The organism is Mesorhizobium sp. WSM4821 (assembly GCF_055901555.1).
The window spans coordinates 4,319,802-4,340,951 of record NZ_CM148371.1 but is presented as its reverse complement, the minus strand read 5'-3'; the positions used below and the strand labels follow the sequence as shown (position 1 = coordinate 4,340,951).

General features: G+C 62.8%; 18 protein-coding genes. 9 read left to right on the top strand and 9 right to left on the bottom strand.

Features of this window, described 5'->3' with window-relative positions:
* Position 1 precedes the first annotated feature (1 nt).
* Positions 2 to 1,189: an ABC transporter permease gene (locus tag AC0NID_RS21005; protein ID WP_473456847.1), complete on the bottom strand. Its 1,188-nt coding sequence runs from the start codon at positions 1,187 to 1,189 to the stop codon at positions 2 to 4.
* A 78-nt stretch (positions 1,190 to 1,267) separates the two neighbouring features.
* Here AC0NID_RS21005 and dgcA point away from each other — a divergent pair, with 78 nt between their 5' ends.
* Positions 1,268 to 2,251: an N-acetyl-D-Glu racemase DgcA gene (dgcA, locus tag AC0NID_RS21000; protein WP_473456845.1), complete on the top strand. Its 984-nt coding sequence runs from the start codon at positions 1,268 to 1,270 to the stop codon at positions 2,249 to 2,251.
* Here the strand turns inward: dgcA and AC0NID_RS20995 are convergent.
* Positions 2,222 to 3,439, bottom strand: a complete 1,218-nt coding sequence (locus AC0NID_RS20995; protein ID WP_473456844.1) for an MFS transporter — start codon at positions 3,437 to 3,439, stop codon at positions 2,222 to 2,224. The two genes, dgcA and AC0NID_RS20995, sit on opposite strands and share 30 nt — an antisense overlap.
* Before the next feature lie 130 nt (positions 3,440 to 3,569).
* Positions 3,570 to 4,391, bottom strand: coding sequence for a UDP-2,3-diacylglucosamine diphosphatase (locus AC0NID_RS20990; RefSeq protein WP_473456843.1), 822 nt, complete (start codon positions 4,389 to 4,391; stop codon positions 3,570 to 3,572).
* Positions 4,392 to 4,512: 121 nt separating this feature from the next.
* Here AC0NID_RS20990 and AC0NID_RS20985 point away from each other — a divergent pair, with 121 nt between their 5' ends.
* Complete coding sequence (locus AC0NID_RS20985; protein WP_473456842.1) at positions 4,513 to 5,292, top strand: SDR family oxidoreductase; 780 nt, start codon at positions 4,513 to 4,515, stop codon at positions 5,290 to 5,292.
* Positions 5,293 to 5,498: 206 nt separating this feature from the next.
* Here AC0NID_RS20985 and AC0NID_RS20980 read toward each other — a convergent pair whose 3' ends face one another.
* Positions 5,499 to 5,798, bottom strand: a complete 300-nt coding sequence (locus AC0NID_RS20980) for a hypothetical protein (protein WP_473456841.1) — start codon at positions 5,796 to 5,798, stop codon at positions 5,499 to 5,501.
* 400 nt (positions 5,799 to 6,198) lie between these two features.
* On the opposite strand from AC0NID_RS20980, the gene AC0NID_RS20975 reads away from it, so the two are divergent.
* The 5 genes from AC0NID_RS20975 to AC0NID_RS20955 all read left to right on the top strand — a co-directional run bounded on the left by AC0NID_RS20975 (position 6,199) and on the right by AC0NID_RS20955 (position 12,988).
* The gene (locus tag AC0NID_RS20975) at positions 6,199 to 6,492 is read left to right on the top strand and encodes a hypothetical protein (protein ID WP_473456840.1); all 294 of its coding nucleotides are present in this window, start codon (positions 6,199 to 6,201) and stop codon (positions 6,490 to 6,492) included.
* Between the two features lie 352 nt (positions 6,493 to 6,844).
* On the top strand, positions 6,845 to 7,381 hold the full coding sequence (locus tag AC0NID_RS20970) for a FecR domain-containing protein (protein WP_473456839.1): 537 nt from the start codon (positions 6,845 to 6,847) through the stop codon (positions 7,379 to 7,381).
* A gap of 5 nt (positions 7,382 to 7,386) precedes the next feature.
* On the top strand, positions 7,387 to 9,252 hold the full coding sequence (locus AC0NID_RS20965; protein WP_473456838.1) for a CHASE2 domain-containing protein: 1,866 nt from the start codon (positions 7,387 to 7,389) through the stop codon (positions 9,250 to 9,252).
* 173 nt (positions 9,253 to 9,425) lie between these two features.
* The gene (locus AC0NID_RS20960; RefSeq protein ID WP_473456836.1) at positions 9,426 to 11,750 is read left to right on the top strand and encodes an NADP-dependent malic enzyme; all 2,325 of its coding nucleotides are present in this window, start codon (positions 9,426 to 9,428) and stop codon (positions 11,748 to 11,750) included.
* An 86-nt stretch (positions 11,751 to 11,836) separates the two neighbouring features.
* Positions 11,837 to 12,988 carry a DUF2865 domain-containing protein gene (locus tag AC0NID_RS20955; protein WP_473456835.1) on the top strand — a complete coding sequence of 384 codons (1,152 nt, stop codon included), beginning with the start codon at positions 11,837 to 11,839 and terminating at the stop codon, positions 12,986 to 12,988.
* On the opposite strand, the gene gltX is transcribed toward AC0NID_RS20955, so the two are convergent.
* The 5 genes from gltX to AC0NID_RS20930 form a co-directional block, all read right to left on the bottom strand.
* Entirely contained in the window at positions 12,951 to 14,324 is a 1,374-nt protein-coding gene (gene gltX, locus AC0NID_RS20950) for a glutamate--tRNA ligase (RefSeq protein WP_473456834.1), read from the bottom strand. The genes AC0NID_RS20955 and gltX overlap by 38 nt on opposite strands.
* Positions 14,325 to 14,675: 351 nt before the next feature.
* Positions 14,676 to 16,481 carry an ABC transporter ATP-binding protein gene (locus AC0NID_RS20945; protein ID WP_473456833.1) on the bottom strand — a complete coding sequence of 602 codons (1,806 nt, stop codon included), beginning with the start codon at positions 16,479 to 16,481 and terminating at the stop codon, positions 14,676 to 14,678.
* Positions 16,482 to 16,713: 232 nt separating this feature from the next.
* Positions 16,714 to 17,151: a GNAT family N-acetyltransferase gene (locus tag AC0NID_RS20940; protein WP_473456831.1), complete on the bottom strand. Its 438-nt coding sequence runs from the start codon at positions 17,149 to 17,151 to the stop codon at positions 16,714 to 16,716.
* A gap of 145 nt (positions 17,152 to 17,296) precedes the next feature.
* The gene (locus AC0NID_RS20935; protein WP_473456830.1) at positions 17,297 to 19,012 is read right to left on the bottom strand and encodes an NAD+ synthase; all 1,716 of its coding nucleotides are present in this window, start codon (positions 19,010 to 19,012) and stop codon (positions 17,297 to 17,299) included.
* A 107-nt stretch (positions 19,013 to 19,119) separates the two neighbouring features.
* On the bottom strand, positions 19,120 to 19,833 hold the full coding sequence (locus AC0NID_RS20930) for a DNA-3-methyladenine glycosylase I (protein WP_473456829.1): 714 nt from the start codon (positions 19,831 to 19,833) through the stop codon (positions 19,120 to 19,122).
* A 90-nt stretch (positions 19,834 to 19,923) separates the two neighbouring features.
* Between AC0NID_RS20930 and AC0NID_RS20925 the strand changes: the two genes are divergently transcribed.
* Positions 19,924 to 20,484, top strand: a complete 561-nt coding sequence (locus AC0NID_RS20925; RefSeq protein WP_473456828.1) for a DUF1003 domain-containing protein — start codon at positions 19,924 to 19,926, stop codon at positions 20,482 to 20,484.
* Positions 20,484 to 21,071, top strand: a complete 588-nt coding sequence (locus AC0NID_RS20920) for a DedA family protein (protein ID WP_473456827.1) — start codon at positions 20,484 to 20,486, stop codon at positions 21,069 to 21,071. Before AC0NID_RS20925 ends, AC0NID_RS20920 begins: the two co-directional genes overlap by 1 nt.
* Positions 21,072 to 21,150: the final 79 nt, after the last annotated feature.

The window sequence follows — 21,150 nt, the reverse complement described above, 5'->3', positions numbered from 1 at the left end:
GTCAGAACTCGATCGCCGCGTAGAACATGGCGAAAAGCCCGTCGAGGATGATGACCACGAAGATCGACTTCACAACGGAAGCGGTCACGTGTTGACCCAGCGATTCGGCGCTGCCGCCAACCTTCATGCCTTCGACCGAGGCGATGGTGCCGATGATCATGGCCATGAATGGCGCCTTGATCAGTCCGGCAAAGATGGTGCTGAGATCGATGGCGACGCGCAGCCGGTCGATGAAGGCGGCCGGTGCGATGTCGGAATAGAGCCATGCCGCCGCGATGCCGCCGCCAAGTGCGGCGAAATTGGCGATGATCGTCAGGCATGGCAGCGCGATCACCAGCGCGACCAGCCGCGGAAACACCAGAACGCCGATCGGATTGAGCCCGATGACCTTCAGCGCGTCGACCTCCTCGCGCATTTTCATCGAGCCGATTTCGGCCGTGATGGCGCTGCCCGAACGGCCGGCGATCATGATCGCGGTCATCAGCACGCCGAGTTCGCGCAGGATCAGCACGCCGACCAGATCGACGACGAAGATATCGGCGCCGAAATAGCTGAGCTGGTAGGCGCCTTGCTGGGCAACGATCGCGCCGACGATAGCCGACATCAGCACGACCACCGGTATGGCGCCGACGCCCATGCGATCCATCTGGTTGAAGATCGCCGCCGGATTGACCGCATGGCCACGGCCGAGCTTCATCTGCGAGCCGCGTATCGTGGCGCCCAATATGTTCATCGAGGCCAGGAAATCGTCGCGCATTTCATAGACGCGCCGGCCAACCAGCTCGAGCGCGCGAATGATGATATTGGGCGGCTTTGTGCCGCCGGGATCGGATTCGCGCCGGACGGCATCGCCAACGGCGCCGAGCAGGATGGAGGCAATCTCGCTTTGTCCTTGCAGCCTGATCTCGACACCTTTCTTTTCGAAGGCGCTGACCAGACGGTCGATCAGCCAGGCCCCGGCGGTGTCCATCTTCTCGATGTGCGAAAGGTCGAGCGCAAGCGTCTTGAACCCGCTGCGCTTCTCGATCTTGCGCATCTCGGCGTCGACCAGCGTTACGGTGCGCGTCGTCCAGTTTCCGGAGAAGGCGCAGCCGAGAACGTCGCCCTCCTCACCGACCGCGACGCGCGGCTGGTGATCGGCCCCATTGGCGGTCGTGCCGCTTGCGAAGCGTTTGCGGATGGTCAACATGGCGTCCTGTTTAGCCTGACGGAACCCACCTGTCGATTTGCCGACGGGCTCGTTGTCGCATAGCTGGAGCAGAAAAATATGGCGCGTGTCATTTCGGTCGAGGCAGAGCGCTTTCCCATCGCTGGGACGTTCACCATTTCGCGCGGCTCGAAGACCGAAGCCGAGGTGATCGCTTGCACGATCAGCCAAGGCAGCCATACCGGGCGCGGCGAATGCGTCCCCTACAAGCGCTACGGCGAGACCATGGACGGTGTCCGTGATGCGATCGAGGCCATGCGGGAGCAGATTGCCGGCGGCATCGGCCGGGCCGCGCTGCTCGACGCCATGCCGGCAGGTGCCGCACGCAACGCCGTCGACTGCGCTCTATGGGACCTGGAGGCGAAGATCGCAGGCAAGCCGGTCGCCTCCAGCATCTGCGCGGCGCCGCCGAGGGCGCTAGAGACAGCCTATACGCTGTCGCTCTCCGAACCCGAAGTGATGGCAGCCCAAGCCCGCGCCAACGCCCTGCGCCCGCTGCTCAAGGTCAAGATTGGCGGCGGCAACGACATGGCCCGTATCCGCGCGGTTAGAGAAGCGGCACCGGCGAGCCGCATCATCCTGGATGCCAATGAGGGCTGGAGCGACGACAACATCGTGGAAAACCTGGCCTTTGCGGCCGAACAGGGTATCACGCTGATCGAACAGCCGCTGCCGGCAGGCCGCGACGGCATCCTTCGCCACATCGCGCATCCGGTGCCGATCTGCGCCGATGAAAGCGTGCATGAGGCAAACGATCTTGCCCCGCTCCTCGGCCTCTACGACGCCGTCAACATCAAGCTCGACAAATCGGGCGGCCTGACCGCGGCGCTTGCCCTTCGCGATCGCGCCCGCGAACTGGGTTTTGGCGTCATGGTCGGCTGCATGGTCGGCACGTCGCTAGCCATGGCGCCGGCCGTGCTCTTGGCACAGGATGCCGATTTCGTCGATCTCGACGGTCCGCTGCTGCTTGCCCGCGACCGACGTCCCGGTCTCGTCTACCAGGGATCGCTGGTGTCACCGCCCGATACGGCGCTGTGGGGCTGAACGCGCGGCAAGTCCAATCAGCGCCAGGCCGACCAAGGCGATCGGGATCATGGCAAAAAAGCCGTCTACGCCGAAGCGGTCGTATAGCGGGCCGGAGAGCAGCGTCACCACCGCCGTGAAAAAGCCGTTGGAGAAATAGGCGATGCCTTGCGCCGCCCCGGTTCGTTCCTCCGCGACCGTCTCGCCGATCATCTTCTGCAGGCCGATCAGAACCAGCGCCACCGAAACCGCGTGCAGCGTCTGGACTGCGAAAAATCCGGCGACGCCAACGCCAAGCGGCCAGATCAAGGGAAAGGCGATCCAGCGGACGATCGAACCGAGCCCTGCCATCACCATGATCGACACGACCGAGAAGGAGCCGAAGGCGCAGGTGAAGATCATGAACATGCCGATCTCGGCCACCACGCCCCAACCCCATAAGAGCCCGACAACCGAATCGCTGATGCCGATCGATTTCCAGTAGATCGACACGAAGCCGTAGAGAAACGCATGGCTGGCGGTGATGACGCCGACGCCGATGGAGAAATACAGGAAATACGCATTGAGAAGTTTCGGCGCCGATTGCTGGATGTCGGTCGCCGAAAGCGGCGAGGCACGCCGGGGGCGGCCAAGGCGTGGCGCGATCAGCCCAACGGCGAATGCCGCGCCGAAAGCCACGAAGATGATCGCCGGGACAGCCTCGGCGCTGGTCGCCGCCAGGATGAAGCCGCCGGCGAGGTTGGCGCATAGATAGGAGATCGATCCCCATTTGCGCATGCTTGCGTAATTCGAGCCGAAGCGGCGCACACCAGACAGCGCCAGTGAATCGGCAATCGGCGAGTGCGGCGTCCAGAACACGGCGAGCGCCAGCGAAACGGCCAGCACCATTGCGTAGGTCGGCGTCAGGAAATAACCGGCCGACAGCGCCAGCGATGCGGCCACCAGGGCGACATAGACGTGCGCGCGGTCGCTCGCCCTGTCGGCCAGCGCCGTCAGCAACGGCGTCGTCACCACACGCAGGAACATTGGTGCTGCAAGGATGACCGCTATCTGCTCGGCATCAAAACCTTTTGCCTGCAGCCACAGCGGGAAGTATGGCAAATGCGTGCCCAGCGGCACGAAAAGCGTGAAGAAAATCAGGCTCATGCGCAGTTCGAAATGGCGCGGCTTGACGAGTTGTTGAGGCGAAAGCGGCGGCAGGGAGGACATCAACAGACAATCCGTCGGCGCGGCCTTCGGCCGGGTCGGCCTGCAGCGTCACGCCAACTCCATAACACGCTGAAAAAGTCGGCGGAACCGCTTGGACTAATCGATTAGAGCGAGATCAGGCCGGGTTTGCTCAAGCCGCCTGGACTGCCCTGCCCCTGATGTCGACCGGCACCAGCACTTCGCTGCCGACCGGACCTTCCGGCAGGACATGCGCCCAGTGCAGTATCTCCATCCGGCCGTCGAAATGCTCGACCACCGCCGTGCAGCTCTCCACCCAGTCCCCGGTATTGATGTATTGCACGTCCTCGTAGCTTTCGATCGCGGCATGGTGGATGTGCCCGCAGATTACGCCGTCGACCTGCGAGCGGCGTGCTTCCTCGGTCAGCATGGTCTGGAACGAGCCGATGAAATTCACCGCCTTCTTGACGTTGACCTTGGCCCAGGACGAAAACGACCAGTAAGGCAGGCCAAGCAGTTGGCGAAGCCGCGTCACCACGCGGTTGACGAGCATGGCCGCGTCATAGGCGTAGTCGCCAAGATAGGCGAGCCAGCGCGCATTATGGACGACGGTATCGAACTGATCGCCATGGATGACCAGAAACCGTTTGCCGTCGGCGGTCTCGTGGGTGACGCGGTCGGCGACGACGATGCCGCCGAAATGCACGCCCTGGAACTGGCGCGCGAACTCGTCGTGATTGCCGGCGATATAGGTGATGCTGGCGCCCTTGCGCGCCTTGCGCAGCAATTTCTGGACGACGTCATTGTGGCTCTGCGGCCAGTGCCAGTTTCGTCTCAACCGCCAGCCGTCGACGATGTCGCCGACGAGATAGATGATATCGGCGTCGTGATGGCGCAGGAAATCGATCAGGAACTCGGCCTTCGCCGCCTTCGATCCGAGATGGACGTCGGAGATGAACATGCTGCGGAACGTGCGGGGCTCTGCGCCAGGCATTGGATTCTCACCGTTGCTCTCGCGTGTGCCTATGCGCCGATTCATGCAACAACCGTATGACGGTTGCGATTGGTCCAGCCCCAAGAGTAGGTTGCCGCGCCAATCAGAGGAGAAAATCATCATGGATCTCGGCATTCGCGGCAAAAAGGCCATCGTCTGTGCTTCCAGCAAGGGCCTTGGGCGCGGCTGCGCCACGGCGCTGGCCGAAGCCGGCTGCGATCTGGTCGTCAATGGGCGCAACGCCGACCAACTGGCCAAGACCGCCGCCGAACTGCGCGAAAGATTTGGCGTCAAGGTGACCGAGATTGTCGGAGACGTCTCGAAGCCCGAGGTCCAGAAGGCGCTGCTTGCCGCCTGTCCGGATCCCGATATCCTCGTCAACAACAATGGCGGACCGCCGTTTCGCGATTTCCGCGAGCTCGACCGCGAAAAGATCCTCGAAGGCGTCACCCAGAACATGGTGACCCCGATCGAACTGGTTCAGGCCGTCATCGACGGCATGGCGGAGCGCGGTTTCGGCCGCATCGTCAACATTACCTCGCTGTCGGTCTTTGTTCCCATTCCCGGCCTCGACCTGTCGTCGGGCGCGCGCGCCGGCCTGACCTCGTTCCTCGCCGGCGTCGCGCGGACGGTGATCGACCGCAATGTGACGATCAACAACATGCTGCCGGGCAAGCTCGACACCGACCGGCTGCGTCCCCCGCATGAAGCCGGCACTCCTGAAGATCCGGCTGCCGCCGCCGCGCGCAAGACCCAGGCGGCAGCCAACGTTCCGGCCAAGCGGCTCGGCACGCCGGAGGAATTCGGCCAGATCTGCGCCTTCCTGTGCTCGGTTCATGCCGGCTACCTGACCGGGCAGAACATACCGGTGGATGGCGGTGCCTATGTCAGCGCGTTCTAGGGGCAAAATCCAACGCTTGGTACCGGCTGGGAACGGAGGGAAAACGGTAGAATCGAGGTGTGGCGCGGTGGCGGTAGGTTGAACATATCTGTTTGCCGCCCCTTTCGTCTGGCGATGCCTTACTGGTCCAACCTTGGCTCCGTTTCCACACCCCGCTCATCGAACCGGACATGCAGATCTCCCGCATCCGGCTCTCGGACAAGAACTCACGCCTTCACCCACGACACGCCACGTCCAAGTTGGGTCAAACGTACGAGCCCGAAGTGCTCGTAAGGGTGCGAGTCTGGATAGGCCCCGCCCTTACATCGTCTGGTCTTGTGCTTGGAACGCAACCACCGGCGCAACCGCACTGCGGTGTGGCTGTCGAGTGCCACCGTCAGCTTCAGCTTGCCCATGATCGCGCGCAGGTGCTGGAGCGCCGCTTCCGCCTTGCCCCTCCTGCACAAGATCACAAGGTCGTCGGCATAGGTGACGAGGCGAGTGCCAAGGCTTTGAGCTTCTTCCACCCCAACACGAACCGGCGCATGTACAGATTTGCCAGCAAGGGTGAGATAGGTGAGCCCTGCGGAATGCCGCGCCGGTTGTCTCGTGCCTCGGTCGTGCGTGTCTTCCGTCCTCGATCATCGGCGGCGCCGATCAACGATCCGGCGGTGGGGCTTGCACCCACTGGAAAGTGCCGCCTTGTCACGGCGCACACCCTTTGCGGTCGTTTAGTTGCGAGCGTTGCACGACGCAGGTTGACCCGAAGTCGCCCTTCATCAGTCCATTTCGCTGCCCGGTGGCCGACGTTCACCGCAACAAGCGTTCCTGGCTCATTCCAGTCATCCGGTATATCGTCCGATGCTCGCTACCAGTCGGCCGCCGGTGCGGGTATTATTGGCGCTCTGTACGTCACTATGGTGGAAAATGGATCTGCAAGCTTTCAGAGATTCGATTGCGAAAGCACAGCCGCCGGCCGGCTTGAGCCCTGCCCTGCAGGCGCTGTGGTGGGATGCAAAGGGCGATTGGGATAAGGCGCACGAGCGCGCACAGAAGCGCGACGATACGGCGGGTATGCGCGTGCATGCCTACCTCCATCGCAAGGAAGGCGACCAATCGAACGCGGAATATTGGTATCGCCGCTGCGACGCCGCGCCGTCGATCTTAACGCTTGATGGGGAATGGGAAGAGTTGGCGCGTGCACTTTTGGGGCAAAGCTGAGGCCTGCTGCACCAAGGTCTGAGTATGGCGCAACCCAGACGGCTCGCGAAATAGTTGCCGAGGTAAGCGCCGAACGACCGACCCGGGTGGAAAGTTGCCGCTCGCCTCATCTGCCAGAACGAGCAGCGACGCCGCATGACGTTCGCATCGCGGCCGCTTCAAACGGCTTGATGTCGCCTTATTTGGTGTTGGGGCAAGCTATCGTGTTAAGATCGCTGGTCGGACCGTGCTACCTTTAGGCAACGCGGCTGCAAGTGCCGGTTCGTACGCATGAGTATACTGCCAGGCTGACCGCAGAAGACAGTGCAAAGATTTTCTTGCCGCGGATTTTCGCAAAAGCAAGGAGACGTTTATGAGCGCAAGTGGCCGATATCTCCGGAGCCTGGTGGCATGCATGCTTGCCTGTGTCTTCTGGGTGGATACCGCTTCAGCGCAGTCGAGTAACGCCGGCTGTAGGTTCGAACTGGTAGCAGGTACGTCCCGACAAATTCTGAGATGCCGGGAAGGCCTTACCATCGTTGCGGAAGATGGCGCTCGTTTTGCACTGGTGGACCGCGATCGAAATGGTAGTGCCGATGCGGTCAGATTACGGCGCAAGGCGCTGTTGTTCGATGCTCCAGCCGGCAGGGTCCGGAGTGGCTTCGCTGTCGTCACCCCGCAGGCGATCGCCGCGGTGCGAGGTACAAAATGGGCAGTCGACGTTGCCCGAGGCAAGACGTCTGTCTTCGTCGTCAAAGGTCGCGTCGCCGTGCAAAGGCCGGCGTCCAATGCTGGCGTAGTCCTCGGGCCGGGCGAAGGCGTCGATGTGGAAGCCGGAACAGGCACACTGACGGTCAAGCGCTGGCCCGCCGCACGTGTTTCGGCGTTAATGGCCCGTTTCGGTCAGTAACCTAAATGAGCGGGCGAGCGCTTCAGACGCTGATCGCGCTCGTTCTGGCGGGTCTTTGGGGGGCCGGCCTTGGTTTAGCGCACTGGCGCGGCAACATGTGGTCCCTTGATCGCGTCGAAGCAACGATGACGGATCTGCGAACGCTTGTTCGGGGAACGGCAAAGCCGCCGGAGCTGATTACCATTGTCGCAATAGACGACGAAGCGGTCCGAAACGAAGGCCGCTATCCCCTCAGCCGCGCCACGCTTGCCCGGATTGTCGATACGATAGCTCGCTTTGGACCGAAAGCCATTGCGGTCGACCTGCTGCTGGTCGATCCCGGGAAAAAAGGTGATGATGAGGCGCTCACGCGTTCGCTGCGTGGGACTTCAAGCGTAATCGCTGCTGCAGCGGTCTACTCGGGAGGCAAACAATCGATTGCGGCCGAGGGCGATGGCCCTCTCGCCCGAGTGCCGAATGCCAAGCGGTTTCTGTGGCCCCTGAAAGCGTTCTCGGATATCGCCGCTGTCGGCGTCGTGAACGTGGTTACCGACTGGACGGGAACGCCTCGGTTCGTCCCGTTGCTGTTTCGGGCCGGAGATCGGACGGAAGCGTCTTTCTCCCTGCGCGTTGCCGCCATGGCGGTGGGAGAGGATCCGGGAATTGCGCCCGGCTATCTATCTCTGGGCGGACAGCGGATTCGGACGGACATTGGCCACATACTTCCTCTGACATTCTATGGCCCTCGCGGCACGATCCGCACGATCAGCGCCACGACGGTGCTGGGGGGCCAAGTCGATGGCGGCATTATTCGGGATCGAATTGTTGTGATCGGAGCAACGGCAACCGGCGCCGGCGATGTTTTCCCGACACCGTTTGATCCCGTGCTCCCAGGCGTCGAGGTCATGTCGACGGCCATTGCCCATCTGATGACCGGCGACGGCATAGTGCGAGATCAGTACGTTCGCCTTGCAGATGCCGGCTTTGCAGTGGCGCTGCCAGTGGTTCTTGTGGGGTTGTTGGCATGGCGTCGCAACGCCATCGGCCTTGCAGCGATCGTCGGCGTGGTTGTGATCTGGTTCGTGGTCAATATGACCGCATTCTCACACCAAATCTGGCTGAGCGCGGCGTTACCGATGGCCGCCGCCGTTCCGCCAGCTATTTTGTTCGGGGCCGCGCAGCTTTGGTTGGGCAGGAACCAGGCCCAGTATTTCGCCACGCAGAGCGAATTGCTTCAACGAGTTCAGGCCCCCGGCTTTGCGGGGTGGCTCGCGAAGCATGGCGACTTTCTCCTGGAACCTGTCCGGAGGGACGCCGCCATCATATTCATTGACCTGTCCGGTTTCACCGGACTGAGCGAAACATTAGGGCCGAACGCCACACGCGAACTTTTGAACACGTTCCATGCGTTGGTGGACGAAGAGGTGACAAGCTGCGGTGGCGTTGTCACGAATTTCATGGGTGACGGAGCCATGATCCTGTTCGGTCTACCGGAAGCAGCGACAGATGATGCCTTCAATGCTGCCCGCTGCTGCGCAGCGCTCTCCAGCCGTACCAACAACTGGCTCGCTTCGTTGCCCGCATCGACTGCATCTAGGCTCGGCTTCAAGATCGGAGCGCATTACGGAACAATCGTTGCATCGAGACTCGGTGGCAAAGGCCGTCAGCACATCGCGACTACGGGTGATACGGTTAATGTCGCCAGTCGCTTGATGGAGATCGCGGCCGACCAAAACGCCGAAGCCGCGGTGAGCGACGAAATGTTGCAAGTTGCCGGCCGCGACTGCGAGTTGTTCAAATCTGGTGCTCTGAGAGGACCTGTGGAAGCACAGGTCCGCGGGCGTTCAGGCTCGCTCGCAATCTGGCTGTGGCAGAGTTCGCAGACGCTGTAGATACCGGGCTCCGCACCCGCCCGTCGTCTCAACATTTCAATGGCAGACCGCACAGGCAGGCGGCAGTGCGAAGCCATAAGCTTCGCGCTTGCGACATATCACCTCTCGAAAAGCCTCGGCTGCATGCTAAGAGACTCAAAACACCAAACGGACTGAGTTGAGGAGCGGCCGGCATGGAAGGCGAAAGCAAAAAAGCGGCCCGGTCGGACCTCGACGAAGCCGCGCTCTACTTCCACAAGCACCCAAGGCCTGGGAAGCTCGAGATCCAGGCAACGAAGCCGCTCGGCAACCAGCGCGATCTGGCGCTTGCCTATTCGCCCGGCGTAGCGGCGCCCTGCCTGGAAATCCGCGACAATCCGGCAACAGCCGCCGACTACACGGCGCGGGCCAATCTGGTCGGCGTCGTTTCCAACGGCTCGGCCGTGCTCGGTCTGGGCAATATCGGCCCGCTGGCCTCCAAGCCGGTGATGGAAGGCAAGGCGGTTCTGTTCAAGAAGTTCGCCGGCATCGACGTCTTCGACATCGAGATCGACGCGCCTGGCATCGAGCGCATGGTCGAGACGATCTCGGCGCTTGAGCCGACCTTCGGCGGCATCAACCTCGAGGACATCAAGGCGCCCGAATGCTTCGAGGTCGAGGAACGGCTGAAAGCCCGCATGGCCATACCGGTCTTCCACGACGACCAGCACGGCACCGCGATCATCGTCGCCGCCGCCGTGCTCAACGGCCTGGAATTTGCCGGCAAGACGATCTCCGACATCAAGATCGTCACCTCCGGCGCCGGCGCCGCTGCCCTCGCCTGCCTCAATCTGCTGGTTTCGCTCGGCGCGCGCGTGGAAAACATCTGGGTCACCGACCGTTTCGGTGTCGCCTACAAGGGCCGCGTCGACGAGATGGACCGTTGGAAAGATCCTTATGTAAAAGACACCGAAGCGCGCACGCTGGGCGACGTGCTGCCGGGCGCCGACGTCTTCCTGGGGCTTTCGGCCGCCGGCGTGCTGAAACCGGAACTGCTCCAGCACATGGCTCCAAAGCCGCTGATCCTGGCGCTGGCCAATCCCAATCCCGAGATCATGCCGGAAGCGGCACGGGCGGCGCGGCCAGACGCCATGATCTGCACCGGCCGTTCCGATTTCCCCAATCAGGTCAACAACGTACTCTGCTTTCCCTACATCTTCCGTGGCGCGTTGGACTGCGGCGCCAGCGCCATCAACGAAGAGATGAAGATGGCCGCGGTGCGGGCGATCGCGGCCCTTGCCCGCGAGGAACCGTCCGATGTCGCCGCCCGCGCCTATTCCGGCGAGACGCCGGTCTTCGGGCCCGATTTCCTGATCCCCTCGCCCTTTGATCCCAGGCTGATCCTGCGCATCGCGCCGGCGGTCGCCAAGGCTGCCTGCGACACCGGCGTCGCCACACGGCCAATCACCGACTTCGCCGCCTATATCGACCAGCTGAACCGCTTCGTCTTCCGCTCCGGCCTGGTCATGAAACCGGTGTTCTCGATGGCCAAGACGTCGATTGCCAAGCGCGTCATCTATGCCGACGGCGAGGACGAGCGCGTGCTGCGCGCCGCGCAGGTGGTGCTGGAGGAAGGCATCGCCGAGCCGATCCTGATCGGCCGTCCGCATGTCATCGAGATCAGGCTGAAACGCTACGGGCTGCGGATCAAGCCGGGCGTCGATTTCGGCCTGATCAATCCCGAGGACGACCCGCGCTATCGCCATTATGTCGACCTTTTGATCGAACTCGCCGGCCGGCGCGGCGTGACGACGGAAGCCGCGCGCACCATGGTGCGCACCAACAACACGGTGATCGCAGCACTTGCCCTCAAGCGTGGCGACGCCGACGCCATGGTCTGCGGCCTCGAAGGACGTTTTGAGCGGCATCTGCGCAATGTCACGCTGATCATCGGCCCGCGTCCCGGCATCAAGGACCATGATTTGTCGACGCTTTCCATGCTGATCTCGCAGCGCGGCATCATTTTCCTGACCGACACTCATGTCACCGTCGATCCTACCGCCGAGGAGATCGCCGAGATGACGGTGCTGGCGGCCGAAGAAATCCAGCGGTTCGGCATCGAGCCCAAGGCCGCCCTGCTCTCGTTCTCGGATTTTGGCTCGCGCGATGAGCCGAGCGCGCTCAAGATGCGGCAGGCAGCGGCGATCCTGGCACGCATCGCGCCCGACCTGCAATGCGACGGCGAGATGCATGCCGACTCGGCGCTGTCGGAGCAGCTGCGCCAGCGCGTCTATCCGCATTCGCGGCTGAAGGGCGAAGCCAATCTGCTGGTGTTCCCCAATCTCGATTCGGCGAACATCACACTCACCGCGCTGCGCGCGATGATGGACGCGCTGCATGTCGGGCCGATCCTGCTCGGCACCGACAGGCCGGCGCATATATTGACGCCGTCGGTGACGTCGCGCGGCGTGGTCAACATGACGGCGCTCGCCGTGGTCGAAGCGGCCCAAAAGGCTCAGGCGGTTGTAAATCTGGGCTGAAACCCGATTTCGCGGTAAGCTGAACGAACAGCTAACCGCAAACGCGGTAGCTTTCGCAACGGATGGGCAAACGGAGCTCAGGACGAATGACGGGCGGAGGGTGGAAGCTGACCCGTGCCGCAGCGCTGCTCGGCGCCTTGGCGTTGTCAGGCTTTGCCGTCACCCAGCCGCAGGCGGCCTCCCGTGTTTGTCGCCAGCTGGAAGCCGATCTCGCGGCCGCTTCGCGCGCTGGCGGCGGCAAGCCGGCCCTGCTGAGGAAATACGACGACGCGATCGTGCGGCAGCGCGAGCAGATTGCAAAGGCAAGTCGCCAGTCCGACCGTGCCGGCTGCGGCTTTTCGCTGTTCGAGCGCAATCGCAACGCATGCGCCGCGCTCGAGACCACGCTCGACCGCATGAACGCCAACCTCGATGCCTTGCAGGTCAAGCGCGCTGAGCTCGCCGGCGGCGGCTCGCGCCGCGATCGTGCACGCATATTGGCCTCGCTCGACGCCAATGGCTGCCGCGACGGCAATGAGCCTTCGAAGCGTGCGCCTGTCCTGGAAGCGAACCGCGATAACGGCAAAGGAACTCTGCTCGATCGGCTTTTGGGCGACGCCGGAAGTCGGCTCGAGGCGCTGGACGAGCCGAGCGACCCCGATGAAGAACGCGGTATCCGCGCCATGATCAACCAGCCCGACGGCATGGATCTGCCACGCCTTGACGGCGAATTCCGCACAATATGCGTGCGCACCTGCGACGGTTATTTCTTCCCGATGTCGAATGCCGCCTCGCCGCGCGATTTCGAGCGCGACCAGAAGAATTGCGATTCGAGCTGCCCCGGCACCGAGATGCAGGTGTTCTATACGCGCGGCATTGGCGACGATTCGGCTGACATGGCATCTTCGGTAACCGGCAGGCCCTACAGCGAACTGCCGACCGCCTATCTCTACAAGCAGCCCGAGACGTCGCGCCCGCCGGCCTGCGGCTGCAACGCCGCACGGAATTTCGAGATCATTGCCGGCAATCCGCCAAGCCCGGAGCAGACCGAGGCCGATGTGGAGACCACGCCGCTCATTCCGGGGCCTGTCGCTAGGCCCGATCCAGGCGCCGACCCCGAGAGTTTGGCCAATGTCGAAGGCGGGCTCGACCGCGAAACCATCAAGCGGCTCGCCGTCAAGCCATCGCCGACAACCTTGCCTCCGCCGGAACGGCGCAAGATCAGGGTCGTCGGGCCAGCGTTCCTTCCCGACCCATAAGCGGCAATAGATCCGCAAGCTCCGGCCCCGAAGGCTGTCCCGTAAGCGCCAGCCTGAGCGGCATGAATAGTGCCTTGCCCTTGCGGCCGGTCACGTCCCTGATCTTGCCCGTCCAGTCCTTCCAGACCGACCCGTTCCACGGGTCCTCCGGCAGAAGATCGAACGCCTGGCGAAGGAAATCGCGATCGACGTCGGAAAAGTCCGGTTGCTCCTGCGGGCCGTCGCGAAGCGTGCGCCACCAGATCGCCGCATCGGCCAGCCTGTCGAGATTGCCGCGCACCGCCAGCCAGAAGGGCTCGGCCTGTTCGCCGGAAATGCCGAGCACGATCAGCCGGTCGCGCGCCTCGGAAAACGGCATGTGGTGCAGCAGCGCGCGGTTGAGCACGAAGAGCTCGTCCGGGTCGAACTTGGCGGCGGATTTCGACGCCGCGGCCGGGTCGAAGCGCCGGGCGAGCTCGGCCATGTCAGGCACCGCCGCGACGTTTTCCGAAGTGCCGACAAGCGCCGCCAGCGAAGCGACGGCCATCGGTTCGATGCCGGTCTCGCGCAGGCTCTCGATGGACAAAGCGCCGGTCCGCTTCGACAGGCCCTCGCCCGATGCGGTGGTCAAGAGATTGTGGTGGCCGAAGACCGGCGGCTCGGCACCGAGCGCCTGGAACAGGGCTATCTGCACGCCGGTATTGGTCACGTGGTCGTCGCCGCGGATGATGTGGCTGATGCCCATCTCGATGTCGTCGACCACCGAGGGCAAAGTGTAGAGATAGGTGCCGTCCTCGCGCTGCAGAACCGGGTCCGAAAGCGAGGCGAGGTCGACGGTTTCCTCACCGCGCACCAGATCGTTCCACTGGATTTCGGTGCGCTCCGGCGCCAAGGGATCACTGGTGAAATTGGGCAGGAGAAAACGCCAGTGCGGCCGGCGGCCATCGGTCTGGTATTCGGCGATCTGCTCGGGCGTCAGCGTCAGCGCTTCGCGGCCGTAAACCGGCGGCAGGCCGCGCGTGCGACGCACCTTGCGCCTGAGATCGAGCTCTTCCGGGGTTTCGTAACAAGCATAGAGAAGTCGCGCCGCCTTCAGTTTCTCCATCGCCGCATCGTAGATTTCGAAGCGTCGTGACTGGTATTCCGTGGCGTCCGGAAAGATGCCCAGCCAATGCAGGTCGTAGAGGATGGCGTCGGAGAATTCCTGCGTCGAGCGCGCGACGTCGGTGTCGTCGAAACGCTGGATGAAGCGGCCCTTGTTGTTCATGGCGAACAGCCAGTTGAACAGCGCTGTGCGCGCATTGCCGATATGAATGCGGCCGGTCGGTGATGGGGCGAAACGGACGGTAACTGTCATGAACGGGGCGTACCGGATGGTTTTCTAGTTGACAAGACAAACGCCCCCGCGCTTGGCGGCAGACATAGAACATGACGGAAGCGATGAAAAGCCTGCAGCGCGGGGCGGAGTTCGATCCAGCAGAGCCTGAATCAAAAACCCGCCTTGGTGGGCGGGCCCTCAGGTACGGATCATTGGCGCTAATCAGCGCCATGAATAAATTCCTAGCATAACTGCCGTCACGTGTCAAGTTGAAACTATCCAGCTTGGGTTCCTCGCCCCACGAAGTGGGGAGAGGAACCCAAGTCCTGCAAACCGGCGTCCGCAGGGCAAGGGCGGCGCCGACCTCGACAATTGATCGCAGCAACCCCGTCAGATCGCCAGCCCCTTGGTCAGTTCGAGCGCCTGGCGCTCGAACAGCCGGCGGTAGATGCCGCCTTGCAGCCGGATCAGCTGGTCATGCGAGCCCTCTTCGACGATGCGGCCGCGATCGAACACCAGAAGCCTGTCCAGCGCGCGCACCGTCGAAAGCCGGTGCGCGATGACCAGGGTCGTGCGACCGACCATCAGCCGCTCCATCGCCTGCTGGATCAGCACCTCCGATTCCGAATCGAGGCTCGATGTCGCCTCGTCCAGAATGAGGATCCGCGCATCGGCAAGGAAGGCCCGCGCGATCGCCACCCGCTGGCGCTCGCCGCCGGACAGTTTCACGCCACGCTCGCCCACCAGCGTGCCGTAACCCTTCGGCAGGCTGACGATGAAATCGTGCGCGCTGGCCAGCCGCGCGGCGTGCTCGATCTCGGCTTGCGTGGCACTCGGCCGGGCATAGGCGATGTTTTCGGCCAGCGACCGGTGGAACAGGATCGGCTCCTGCTGGACGATGGCGATCTGCCCGCGCAGCGACGCCTGCTCCACCTCGGCAATGTCCTGGCCGTCGATCAGGATCGTTCCCGCACTCACGTCGTAGAGGCGCTGGATCAGCTTGACGAAGGTCGTCTTGCCCGAGCCCGAATGGCCGACCAGCCCGACGCGTTCGCCCGGCGCGATGTCCACCGAAAAGTCGCGATAGAGCGGCAGCCGGTGGCTGCCATAGTGGAAAGTGACGTTGTCGAAGCTGATGCGGCCGTCGGTGATGCGGATCGGCACGGCGCCGGGCACATCCTCGATGCCGAGCGGTTCGGACTGGAAGTCGACCAGTTCCTCCATGTCGTTGATGGAACGCTGCAGATTGCGGATATGCGTGCCGATGTCTCTGAGATAGCCTTGCAGCACGAAGAACGAGGTCAGCACGAAGGCGATGTCGCCGGCGCTCGCCTGCCCCCATGCCCATAAAAACAGGGAGAACCCGATCACCGCTGATCTCAGGAGCAGCAGCATCGACCCTTGCGTGGTGCCGTTGATGGTGCCGCGCACCCAAGTGCGGCGCGTGCGCGCGCGCCATCTGGCGACGACCTTGGCAAGGCGCGTCTCCTCGCGCTCCTCCGCGCCAAAACCCTTGACCACAGCGTTGCAGCTCACCGCATCGGCCAGCGAGCCGCCCAGACGCGTGTCCCATGCGTTGGCAAGTCTCGCTGCAGGCGCGACATAGCCAAGCGACAGCATTGCCGTCACCACGACGAACAGCACCGAACCCGCGGCGACGACAGCACCCATCAGCGGCCAGAACCAGCCGAGCAGCAGCGTCGAGCCGACGAGCATGACGACAGACGGCAGCAGCGCGATCAGGATCGTGTCGTTGAGCAGGTCGAGCGCCCACATGCCGCGCGTTATCTTGCGCACCGTCGATCCGGCGAAGCTGTTGGTGTGCCAGTCGGTGGAAAAGCGCTGGACGCGATGGAAGGCGTCGGCGGCGATATCCGCCATCATCTTCAGCGTCAGTTCGACGATGGCCATGAAGGCGAGGTTGCGCAGCACGACACCGGCAAGCGCCAGCGCCACCAGCATGGAAAAGGCCGCCATCGCCGCATTCCACGCGACCTCGTCGGCGGCAGCACCGCTGGCAACGGCATCGACCAGCCGGCCGGAATAGAGCGGCGTCAGCACGTCGGCCAAGGTCGACAGCAGGAACGTGGCCATGATGAGCGAAAGCCGCCATGGCTGGCGCCGCCAATGACCGAGCGTGAAGCCAAGGACGATGCGAAAAGCGCCCGCGCGCAAATCTATTTGAAAACGAGCCATGATGTCATCCGGGCGCAAGCGAGCCCGGTCCTGGTAAGGTCGAAAATTGAAAAAACCGCGTTGGGCCAAATAGCGCCCAGGAATGCGGAGGTTCGGCATAGTGGCGGCTCGCCCGAATACGGGCGGCGACCGGCATCGACGAACACCTGTTGTCAGACCGGCTTGCCCATGAAGGTGAAAACCTTCCGGCGCGCCAACCGAGACCTAGGCTTCGCGGCCTCGCATAACGATGTCAAATCGTGGCATTCGGGACCTCCCACAAGGGAATCGCGGAGTCGTTCTTATAGAGATGCCTCAACATGTCGCCAAGGCAGACAGCCGCCAAAACACATCTGGTCCAAATAGTGAGGCGATTTTGCAACAATCGCGGGTTGTGCACGTCCTCGTTGTTCAGGCTGTCGGAAGGCGGTCGATCCGCATATAGCGGCCATCGGTGGATGGCCTGAAACCGAGCTTTTTCGTACAGCCCGTGTGCGTCGTTGGTTGACAGGCTCCAGTGGATGACTGTCCTGCAATCCGGGTGATCGATAAGCGCCTGGACAAGCCGCGTTCCGATGCCTCGCCCGCGATATTCCGGCCAGATGATGACGTCGGCCAGATACGCGAAAACCGTGCGGTCGGTGATTGCCCGGCCGAAGCCGACCTGGTTGCCGTCGAGATAGGCCCACAACGCAAAGCGAGTTGGCAAAGGCGCGGCGATGGATCTCGTCGCAGCGCTCGCTGCCCCAGTAGCTTTGCCATCAACAGGTCGGAGGTCGCCCGGAAGTCGATCCGTGAGACGTCGAAGCTGATTTCACAATCAGAAATTGCCAGGTCTATCCGCCATCCCTGAACCGGTTGGTGATGGGATAGCGGCGGTCGCGGCCGAAATTCTTCTTGGTGATCTTCACGCCGGGCGCTGCCTGCCGGCGCTTGTATTCGGCGATGTAGAGCAGATGCTCGACGCGCGTCACCGTCGCCCTGTCATGACCGCGCGCAACGATGTCGTCGACACCCATCTCGTTCTCGACCAGACACTCCAATATGTCGTCCAGCACCGGATAGGGCGGCAGCGAATCCTGATCCGTCTGGTTCTCGCGCAGCTCCGCCGACGGCGCCTTGTCGATGATGTTGTTCGGGATCACCTCGCCGGAGGGTCCCAGCGCGCCCGGCGGCACCTGGCCGTTGCGCCAGCGCGCCAGCGCGTAGACCTGCATCTTGTAGAGGTCCTTGATCGGATTGAAGCCGCCATTCATGTCGCCGTAGAGCGTGGCGTAACCGACCGACATCTCGCTCTTGTTGCCGGTGGTGACCACCATCGAGCCGAACTTGTTGGAGATCGCCATCAAGATGGTGCCGCGTGCGCGGCTTTGCAGGTTCTCCTCGGTGATGCCTTCCTTGGTGCCTTCGAACATCTGCGTCAGCGCGTGCAAAAACCCCTCGACCGGCTCGAAGATCGGCACGATATCGTAGCGGCAGCCGAGCGCGCGGGCGCAGTCCTCGGCATCCTTCAGTGAATCTCTGGAGGTATAGCGATACGGCATCATCACGGCGCGCAACCGCTCCTCGCCGAGCGCATCGACGGCAAGGGCGGCGCAGATCGCCGAATCGATGCCGCCGGAAAGGCCGAGCACGACGTTCTTGAAACCGTTCTTGTTGACGTAGTCGCGCAGGCCCAGCATGCAGGCGCGATAATCCGCCTCCTCCTTTTCCGGGATCTTCGACATCGGTCCGTCGGAGCAGATCCAGCCGTCTGGATTATTTCCACTTTGCGCGCCTGCGGCGGCGCGGTTCCTCGTCCAGGTGGTGACGTTGACCGTCTCCTCGAACTGGCTCATCTGGAAGGCCAGCGTCTTGTCGGAACCTATGGCAAACGAGGCGCCGTCGAAGATCAGCTCATCCTGGCCACCGAGCTGGTTGGCGTAGATGATCGGCAATCCGCATTCGATGACCTGGCGAATGACGATCTGGTGGCGGACATCGACCTTGCCGCGATAATAGGGCGAACCGTTCGGCACCAGCAGGATTTCCGCGCCGCTTTCGGCGAGCGTTTCGCAGACGGCGACATCGCCCCAGATGTCTTCGCAGATCGGAATCCCCAGGCGCACGCCGCGGAAATTGACCGGCCCCTGGATTTCAGGGCCGGCCTGAAAGACGCGCTTCTCGTCGAATTCGCCGTAGTTCGGCAGATCGAGCTTGTAGCGCTCGGCGAGGATCTTGCCGCCATCGGCAAAGATGATCGAATTGTGCGTGCCGCTCTTGCGCTTCAGCGGCGTGCCGATGATGACGCCCGGTCCGCCATCGGCGGTATCGCCGGCGAAATCCTGCGCCGCCCGCTCGCAGGCCTTCAGGAACGCCGGTTTCAGCACCAGATCCTCGGGCGGATAGCCGGCGAGGAAAAGCTCGGTGAACAGCACGAGGTCGGCGCCCTGACGGGCGGCATCCGCCCTCGCCTCGCGCGCCTTGGCGAGGTTGCCCGATACATCGCCGACCGTCGGGTTGAGCTGGGCGACGGCGATGCGCAGAATGTCAGGAGCGGTCTTGTTGGTCATGCCTGCTGACTTAGCGCGGCAGAATTCGCCGGGCAATGGCGTTCGTTTGGACCACCCGGACCGAATGATTTATGTCATTCGTGTCGGACCGATCGAAGCCGATCGCCCTACTCACCCATATATTCCCGCAACGCTTCCGGCGAATGGTTCTCGCCGATCGACATCGCCAGAATGCGCGAGATGTGCCGGCGCGGCAGGCCGGTTTCGGCGGCCCAGGCATTAATCTGGCTCTGGATCTTGTCGAGATCCCGCTTCGACGCCGGGCTCTCGGCAATGTCGAGCCCGGCGTCGCGCAGCGCGGCCGCCATGTCGGCCGAGATGATGAAGGCGTCCCATTCCAGCCAGCGCAGGAAATACTGGCCGGTGTTGCCGCCGAGCCGGCTGCCATGCTTGCCGAGATAGGCCATCAGGCCGACCTGGTCGTCTTCAGGCCAATCGGCGAGGAACCTGCCGAAGCCGCCACGCTCCTTCGACACGCGCTCGACGAAGGCCGCGTTTTCGCGAACCGACTTGATCTTCTGCGGATTGCGCACGATGCGCTCGTCGAACGCCAGGTCGTGCCAGAAATCGTCCGGCTGGAACAACAGCCGCTTCGGCTCGAAGCGGAGGAACGCTTCTTCGAAACCAGGCCATTTCTGCTCGATGACGCGCCAGACGAAACCAGCGGCGAAAACACGCTCGGCCATGGTCGAGAGGATGCGGTCGTCGGTGATGTCAGCCACCGCGGCATTGTCGGGCATGGGACCCAGGAGCGAGGCAAGCGTCTCTTCACCGCCCTTGCGTTTTGCCGCGCGGGCGCGGATTTTCGCGAAATCGGGCATCCTGTTTCCCTCCTCACGCCGCGCTTTTGACGGCATCTTCCTATATGGAAACGAGACTGCCAAGCCGATGCTTTTCGTATGGAGACATCCATGAACAAGACCGTGCCCGAATTGGCCAACCGTTGGCTGGGGCTGGAGCCGGAGAATTTAAGCGAGCTTGAGAAACGGGTGCTGCAGAGCGCCGTCGATCGCCAGCCGGTATCGCAGAACATCAACGACAGCCTTGCCGGCACACAGAATGCAGGCGACCGGATCGCCGACGCCATCGCGCGAGTCGGCGGCTCATGGACGTTCATCCTGTCCTTTATCGCCTTTCTGACGCTCTGGATCGGTGCCAACTGGTGGCTGCTGGGGCGCGATTCATTCGACCCTTACCCTTTCATTTTCCTCAATCTCGTCCTGTCGATGATCGCCGCCCTGCAGGCGCCGGTGATCATGATGTCGCAAAACCGCCAGGCCGCGCGCGACCGCGTCGACGCCGCCCATGATTACGAGGTCAATCTCAAGGCCGAGATCGAGATCATGGCGTTGCATGAAAAGCTCGACGAACTGCGCCACAGCCAGATCGTCGGCATGCGTGATGAGATCGCGCGGATGGCCGAACAGGTGAAGCGGATCGACGAAACTCTGTCGAAGCCGCGGACGCGTTGATGACGGACGCCATCCATAACCTCATCGAGCAGTACGGTCTGATCGCCGTCTTTTTGGGCTGCGTCGCCGAGGGCGAAAGCGCCGCCCTCCTTGGCGGTTTCTTCGCGCATCAGCATGTTTTCGTCCTGTGGCAGGCCTTCCTCGCGGCGGCCGGCGGCGCCTTTGCCGGCGACATGCTCTTCTTCATCCTCGGCCGAAGCTTCGCCGATCATCCATCCGTTCTCAAGCTGAAGGCAAGGCCGGGCTTCAGCCATGCCTACCGACTCGTCTCGTCACACCCCAACATCTTCGTGCTGTCGAACCGCTATATCTATGGCTTGCGCCTGGTGGGCGGCATTGCCGCCGGCTTCTCGAGCATAGGCGTGACGCGCTTTGTCATTCTCAACGCCCTCTCATCGGCGGTCTGGGCCGCATTGTTTGGCACCATCGGCTATGTCTTCGGGCTGGGCGCGGAACGCATCATCGGCCAGGCGCTGGCCCGTCACGAACGTCTGCTGGCGGCTCTGGCCATCGGCTTGGGCGTAGCCGTCATGGCTTGGCTCGTCGCTCACGCCATTGCCAAAAAGGAGCGTGGCAAGGAAGTATGAGGATCGACCAACGTGAGCTCATCTTGCTCCGGGGTATCAACACATCCCCGGAGTCAAGTCTATCAGTGGAGTGAACGCA